This is a genomic window from Pseudomonas sp. NPDC086112 (assembly GCF_044746425.1).
Lineage (GTDB): Bacteria > Pseudomonadota > Gammaproteobacteria > Pseudomonadales > Pseudomonadaceae > Aquipseudomonas.
Map to the genome: position 1 here is coordinate 65,179 of NZ_JBIVCD010000029.1, position 6,663 is coordinate 71,841.

Sequence of the window (6,663 nt, forward strand, 5' to 3'; positions counted from 1 at the left end):
CAGCGGCTTCCATGATGGCGCGCATCTGCTCAAGGTTGTTGACGTTGAAGGCTGGAACGCCGTAGCCGAACTCGGCTGCGTGGTCCAGCATCTGGCGCATGCTGATAAGTGCCATTGTGTGTGTCTCTCCCGGTTGAGGGTCGTTAATCGTGCCAGCCTGCCGTAGCGGCGGCGGCTATTCAAGTTATTGCAGATCGGGGGCTGGCCCGGGCTGCGAATTCGGTGGTGCGTCTATCTCTAACAGCTGACGATTTCCTGTAGGAGCGAAGCTTGCTCGCGAAAGCGCTTTAACTGACACCACATGTGTTGAATGTGATGACCTCTTCGCGAGCAAGCTTCGCTCCTACAGGTTTTGCACAGGCCTTCAATTACTCGGCTTTACAACCGCGGCCGATCAAATCATTGGTGGCGACCCAGTAAACCAGGCCTTCCTCACCTTTTACGTGAAACGCCAGCATGTCGTTGCTGTACAGCGAACCTTCGGCGCCCGGTTCAAGCTTCAAGCGGTAGACCTGATCGGCACCGCCCAGACGAACGTCGACTTCCTTGCGGTTGATGTCAGTGTAGCGCCAGAGCACTTTGGCCTGGCTGTCGCAGGTCCAGGTGGTCCAGCTGTCCGCTGGCTCGGCAGCGTTGAACAGGTTCAAATTGGCGCAACCTGCCAGCAATGCCAGTGCCGCAACGGCGATAAAGCCTTTCATCCGTGTTCCTCGGCTGACGGCGCACGCCGCCAGCCTTGAGTAAAGAGTCTGACCCCTCAAGGGCAACCATGTTCCTTGGCCGGGACCTGTGTCTCGTATTTGTCCAGGCCGTCGGGCCCGGAGCGCTTGTTGATCACCGGGTTGGTTTCCGCTTGCCAATCCGCTTGGTAGCAGCCTTTTTCCTGTGACTGCGGCGCGGGTTCCGGCGTGGCTTTCGGGTTGCTCCCGCAAGCCGCCAGCATACCCGCGGCAATCAACAGCATTAAGGTCCTGACCATGTGAACACTCCTTTGCCTGGTCAAATGGGCGGCCTCAGGCCTTGGCCCGGCTTTCCAGGACTTCAACGGCCGGCAGCACTTTGCCTTCGACGAATTCGAGGAACGCGCCGCCGCCGGTAGAAATGTAGGAGATCTGCTCGGCAACGCCATATTTATCGATGGCTGCCAGGGTGTCACCGCCACCAGCGATGGAGAACGCCGAGCTTTCTGCGATGGCCTGGGCCAGCACTTTGGTGCCGTTACCGAACTGGTCGAATTCGAACACGCCCACCGGGCCATTCCACAGGATGGTCTTGGACGACTTCAACAGCTCGGCGAAATTCGCCGCGGTCTGTGGGCCGATGTCCAGGATCATGTCGTCTGCGGCCACGTCGGCAATCAGCTTGACGGTCGCGGTCGCGCTTTCAGCGAACTCCTTGGCAACCACCACGTCGACCGGCAGCGGAACGCTGACCTTGGCAGCGATTTCACGGGCGGTGTCCAGCAGGTCCGGCTCGTACAGGGATTTGCCGACCGGGTGACCGGCAGCGGCCAGGAAGGTGTTGGCAATGCCGCCGCCGACGATCAGCTGGTTGCAGATCTGGCTCAGGCTGTTGAGCACGTCGAGTTTGGTCGACACTTTGGAACCGGCAACGATAGCGGCCATTGGCTGAGCCGGGGCGCCCAGGGCCTTGCCCAGTGCATCCAGTTCGGCGGCCAGCAGCGGGCCAGCAGCGGCGACTTTGGCGAACTTGGCCACGCCGTGGGTCGAACCCTCGGCACGGTGAGCGGTGCCGAAGGCGTCCATCACAAACACGTCGCACAGGGCCGCGTATTGCTTGGCCAGTTCGTCAGCGTTCTTTTTCTCGCCCTTGTTGAAGCGCACGTTTTCGAACAAAACGATGTCGCCGGCTTTCACGTCGACGCCGCCCAGGTAATCGGACACCAGCGGCACTTCGCGGCCCAGGGCTTTGCTCAGGTAGTCAGCGACTGGCTTGAGGCTGTTTTCGGCCGAGAACTCGCCTTCGGTCGGACGGCCAAGGTGCGAGCAGACCATCACGGCCGCGCCTTTTTCCAGGGCCAGCTTGATGGTCGGCAGCGAAGCCAGGATTCGCGCATCGCTGGTGACAACACCGTCCTTGACTGGGACGTTGAGGTCTTCGCGGATCAGTACGCGCTTACCTTGCAGATCGAGGTCGGTCATCTTCAACACGGTCATGGGTCGCATTTCCTGGATAGCTGTTTTAGAGAGCAGGTTTTGGTTGTGGTGCAGCTGTTTGCAAATAGTGTTCTGCAACGTCCAGCATTCGATTGGCAAAACCCCATTCGTTGTCGAACCAGGCCAGGATGTTCACCAGCCGAGGGCCGGAAACGCGGGTCTGACTGGCATCGACGATGGCCGAATGTGGGTCATGATTAAAATCACAACTGGCGTGAGGCAACTCGGTGTAGGCCAGAAGGCCCTTGAGCGGACCATGGGTGGCGGCCTCGCGCAGAATCCGGTTGACCTCGGTGGCGTCGGTATCGCTTACGGTCTGCATCGTAATGTCGAGGCAGGACACGTTAACCGTCGGCACCCGCACGGCTTTGGCCTGAATTCGCCCGGCAAGTTCCGGCAGCAGGCGTTCAATACCTCGCGCCAGACCAGTGGACACCGGAATCACCGACTGGAACGCCGAACGGGTGCGACGCAGGTCTTCGTGGTGATAGGCGTCGATCACCGGTTGATCGTTCATCGCCGAGTGGATGGTGGTGATCGACACGTATTCCAGACCAATGGCCTGGTCCAGCAGGCGCAACAGCGGCACGCCGCAGTTGGTGGTGCAGGAGGCGTTGGATACCAGCAGCTCATCGCCGGTCAGGCAATCCTGGTTCACACCGTAGACGATGGTGGCGTCGACATCCGCCTCGCTGGCCATGGGCTGGGAGAACAGCACCCGTGGCGCGCCGGCGTCGAGGAAGCGCTGGCCATCGGCACGCGTGTGATAAGCGCCGGAGCACTCCAGCACCAGATCGACGCCCAGTGACGCCCAATCGATGCCTTCGGGGGTGGCACTGCGCAGGACCTTCACGCAGTCGCCTTTAATATGCAGACAATCGCCCTCGACCCTCACCTCACCGGGAAACCGCCCGTGTGTGGAGTCGAAGCGTGTCAGGTATTCGATGCTGGCCATGTCGGCCAGATCATTGATCGCGACAATTTCGAACCCTGCCGTCGAGCCTCGCTCAAACAACGCACGCAAGACGCAACGACCAATCCGGCCGTAGCCGTTGAGTGCAACTTTGTAGGGACGCGGTTGAGGCATGGGGTTCTCGATTACCGTGGTGAATCCGTCAGTGTTGCGTTGAATGTTCAATTGCCTTCGCGGGCAAGCCTCGCTCCTACAGGGTCACGTGTTGTCTGCCGGATTGCACAGACAAGTGATCTGTAGGAGCGAGGCTTGCCCGCGAAGACGTCAGCACAGACAACGCAACTGTCGGACTTAGTCTTCCAGCAGCTCTTCAGCCTGGCCCAGGATGTTTTCCAGGGTGAAGCCGAACTCTTCGAACAAGGCAGGCGCAGGCGCCGACTCGCCGTAGGTGGTCATGCCGATCACACGCCCTTCCAGGCCCACGTACTTGTACCAGTAGTCCGCATGGGCGGCCTCGATGGCGATACGCGCGCTGACCTGCAATGGCAGAACCGCTTGCTTGTAGCCGGCGTCCTGGGCTTCGAAGACGCTGGTGCACGGCATCGAAACAACACGCACCTTGCGACCTTGCTCGGTCAGTTTGTCGAAGGCTTGAACGGCCAGGCCGACTTCCGAACCGGTGGCGATCAGGATCAGCTCAGGCTCGCCTGCGCAGTCTTTCAGCACGTAGCCGCCGCGATTGATGCACTCGATCTGCACGGCATCACGGGTTTGGTGCTGCAGGTTCTGACGGGAGAAGATCAGTGCCGACGGACCGTCGTCACGCTCCAGCGCGCATTTCCAGGCCACTGCCGATTCAACGGCATCGGCTGGACGCCAGGTGTCGAGGTTCGGCGTGCAGCGCAGGCTGGCCAGTTGCTCGATCGGCTGGTGAGTCGGGCCGTCTTCGCCCAGACCGATGGAGTCGTGGGTGAACACATAAATGATGCGTTTCTTCATCAGCGCCGACATGCGTACTGCGTTGCGGGCGTATTCCATGAACATCAGGAAGGTCGCGCCGTACGGCACCAGGCCGCCGTGCAGGGCCACGCCGTTCATGATCGCGCTCATGCCGAACTCGCGAACGCCGTAGTACATGTAGTTGCCGCTGGCGTCTTCGGCGGTGACGCCTTTGCAACCTTTCCACAGGGTCAGGTTGGAACCGGCCAGGTCAGCCGAACCGCCCAGCAGTTCCGGCAACAGCGGGCCGAACGCGTTCAGGGCATTCTGGCTGGCTTTACGGCTGGCGATGGTTTCGCCCTTGGCCGCGACTTCAGCGATGTAAGCAGCCGCTTTTTCAGCGAAGTCAGTTGGCAGATCACCGCTCAGACGACGAATCAGTTCGTTGGCCAGCTCCGGGAAGGCCGCGGAGTAAGCAGCGAAACGCTGATCCCACTCGGCTTCGGCAGCGCGACCGGATTCCTTGGCGTCCCACTCGGCATAAATATTGGCCGGGATTTCGAACGGGCCGTGGTTCCACTTCAGTGCTTCACGGGTCAGAGCGATTTCCGCGTCACCCAACGGGGCACCGTGGCAGTCTTCCTTGCCCTGCTTGTTCGGCGAACCGAAACCGATGGTGGTCTTGCAGCAGATCAGCGTCGGCTGCTCGCTTTTGCGGGCCGTGTCGATGGCGATCTTGATTTCTTCCGGATCATGACCGTCGACGTTGCGGATCACCTGCCAGTTGTAGGCCTCGAAACGCTTCGGCGTGTCGTCGGTGAACCAGCCTTCGACTTCGCCGTCGATGGAAATGCCGTTGTCATCGTAGAAGGCAATCAGTTTACCCAGGCCCAAGGTACCGGCCAGGGAGCTGACTTCGTGGGAAATGCCTTCCATCATGCAGCCATCACCCAGGAACACGTAGGTGTGGTGATCAACGACGTTATGGCCGGGACGGTTGAACTGCGCCGCCAGGACTTTTTCCGCCAACGCGAAACCCACGGCATTGGCCAGGCCTTGGCCCAGTGGACCGGTGGTGGTTTCGACGCCCGGGGTGTAGCCGTATTCCGGGTGACCCGGAGTGCGGCTGTGTAGCTGGCGGAAGTTTTTCAGGTCATCGATCGACAGGTCATAGCCGGTGAGGTGCAGCAGCGAGTAGATCAACATCGAACCGTGACCGTTGGACAGCACGAAGCGGTCACGGTCGGCGAACGATGGATTGCTCGGGTTGTGCTTCAGGTAGTCACGCCAAAGTACTTCGGCGATATCCGCCATACCCATAGGGGCACCGGGATGGCCGCTGTTGGCTTTTTGCACGGCATCCATGCTGAGGGCACGAATGGCGTTGGCACGCTCACGACGGCTGGGCATCGCTGTTCTCCTGCGGATATTGAATCGAGAGTTAATAAAACGAAACGGAAAAAAGGCGAGCATTTTCCCTCACCGACCGCCTTCGGGGCAATGACAGATAGTCATCCGAAGGCGTTTTTCCAATGGATAACAGCGTATTCGACTGATGAAACCTTTCCGCTGTTCGTTTGCTGACTAAACCTAACGCTGAAAAGTGCCATCCATCGAGCAATATCAAAACTTTTTGATATTGCTCTTGCGATGATTTCCGACCGTCACTAGACTGCTGGCCTTATGAATTTACGCGCGCCTTCCATTCGACATGACGATTGCGATGAACTGGCGGCCCTGTGCAAGGCCGGCGGCGATCCTCTGCGTCTGAATGTATTGCGCGCGCTGGCCAACGATTCGTTCGGCGTACTGGAACTGGCGCAGATCTTCGGCATTGGCCAGTCTGGCATGAGTCATCACCTCAAGGTTTTGGCCCAGGCCGACCTGGTGGCGACCCGTCGTGAAGGCAATGCGATTTTCTACCGCCGCGCCCTGCCCCACACCGATCTGCTGGGCGGCAAGCTGCATGCCGCACTGCTGGAAGAAGTGGACAACCTGACCCTGCCGACTGACGTTCAGTCGCGGATCGGTCAGGTCCACGGGCAGCGAGCGGCGGCCAGCCAGGACTTTTTCTCACGGGTCGCAGAGAAGTTTCGCGCCCAGCAAGACTTGATTGCCGGCCTGGCGCAATACCGCGAAAGCGTGGTGGCACTGCTCGACAAGCTGAGTTTCGGCCCGGGCGCCACAGCCATCGAAGTAGGCCCCGGCGATGGCGGTTTTCTGCCGGAGCTGGCGCATCGTTTCGTTCAAGTCACGGCGCTGGACAACAGCCCGGCGATGCTCGATCTGGCCCGTCAGGTCTGCGAACGTGAAATGCTGGCTAACGTCAGCCTGCAATTGGCCGATGCATTGAACGGCGTAAGCCTCAAGGCTGATTGCGTTGTACTGAACATGGTACTGCACCATTTCGCTGCGCCGGCCGAAGCACTCAAGCGCATGGCCGACTTGCTGCAACCGGGCGGTAGCCTGCTCGTGACAGAGTTATGTAGCCACAACCAGAGTTGGGCCAGGGAGGCCTGCGGTGATCTGTGGTTGGGGTTTGAACAGTAAGATCTGGCAAGTTGTGCCACCGCAGCGTTACTAATTCCCGGGGAAAGCCTCTATTTAGGCTTACGTAATGGGTTCCAGATTCAG

6 protein-coding genes and 1 pseudogene are annotated in these 6,663 nt (G+C 59.8%); 1 reads left to right on the forward strand and 6 read right to left on the reverse strand.

Features of this window, described 5'->3' with window-relative positions; genetic code table 11:
• From ACIPLA_RS19465 to tkt, 6 genes are all read right to left on the reverse strand, one after another.
• Positions 1-115, reverse strand: a 115-nt coding sequence (locus ACIPLA_RS19465) for a class II fructose-bisphosphate aldolase (RefSeq protein ID WP_208540549.1), incomplete at its 3' end; no start/stop codon positions are given.
• 253 nt (positions 116-368) lie between these two features.
• Positions 369-701, reverse strand: a complete 333-nt coding sequence (locus ACIPLA_RS19470; protein WP_192344874.1) for an MliC family protein — start codon at positions 699-701, stop codon at positions 369-371.
• Between the two features lie 56 nt (positions 702-757).
• Positions 758-979 (reverse strand): hypothetical protein, encoded by a 222-nt coding sequence (locus tag ACIPLA_RS19475; RefSeq protein ID WP_123500161.1) that lies wholly within the window; start codon positions 977-979, stop codon positions 758-760.
• A gap of 34 nt (positions 980-1,013) precedes the next feature.
• Positions 1,014-2,177: a phosphoglycerate kinase gene (locus tag ACIPLA_RS19480; RefSeq protein ID WP_007894933.1), complete on the reverse strand. Its 1,164-nt coding sequence runs from the start codon at positions 2,175-2,177 to the stop codon at positions 1,014-1,016.
• A 25-nt stretch (positions 2,178-2,202) separates the two neighbouring features.
• Positions 2,203-3,264 (reverse strand): erythrose-4-phosphate dehydrogenase, encoded by a 1,062-nt coding sequence (gene epd / locus ACIPLA_RS19485; protein ID WP_007894931.1) that lies wholly within the window; start codon positions 3,262-3,264, stop codon positions 2,203-2,205.
• 177 nt (positions 3,265-3,441) lie between these two features.
• Positions 3,442-5,439: a transketolase gene (gene tkt / locus ACIPLA_RS19490; protein WP_123500163.1), complete on the reverse strand. Its 1,998-nt coding sequence runs from the start codon at positions 5,437-5,439 to the stop codon at positions 3,442-3,444.
• Between the two features lie 273 nt (positions 5,440-5,712).
• Between tkt and ACIPLA_RS19495 the strand changes: the two are divergent.
• Positions 5,713-6,663, forward strand: a pseudogene (locus tag ACIPLA_RS19495) (ArsR/SmtB family transcription factor); the annotation flags it as partial.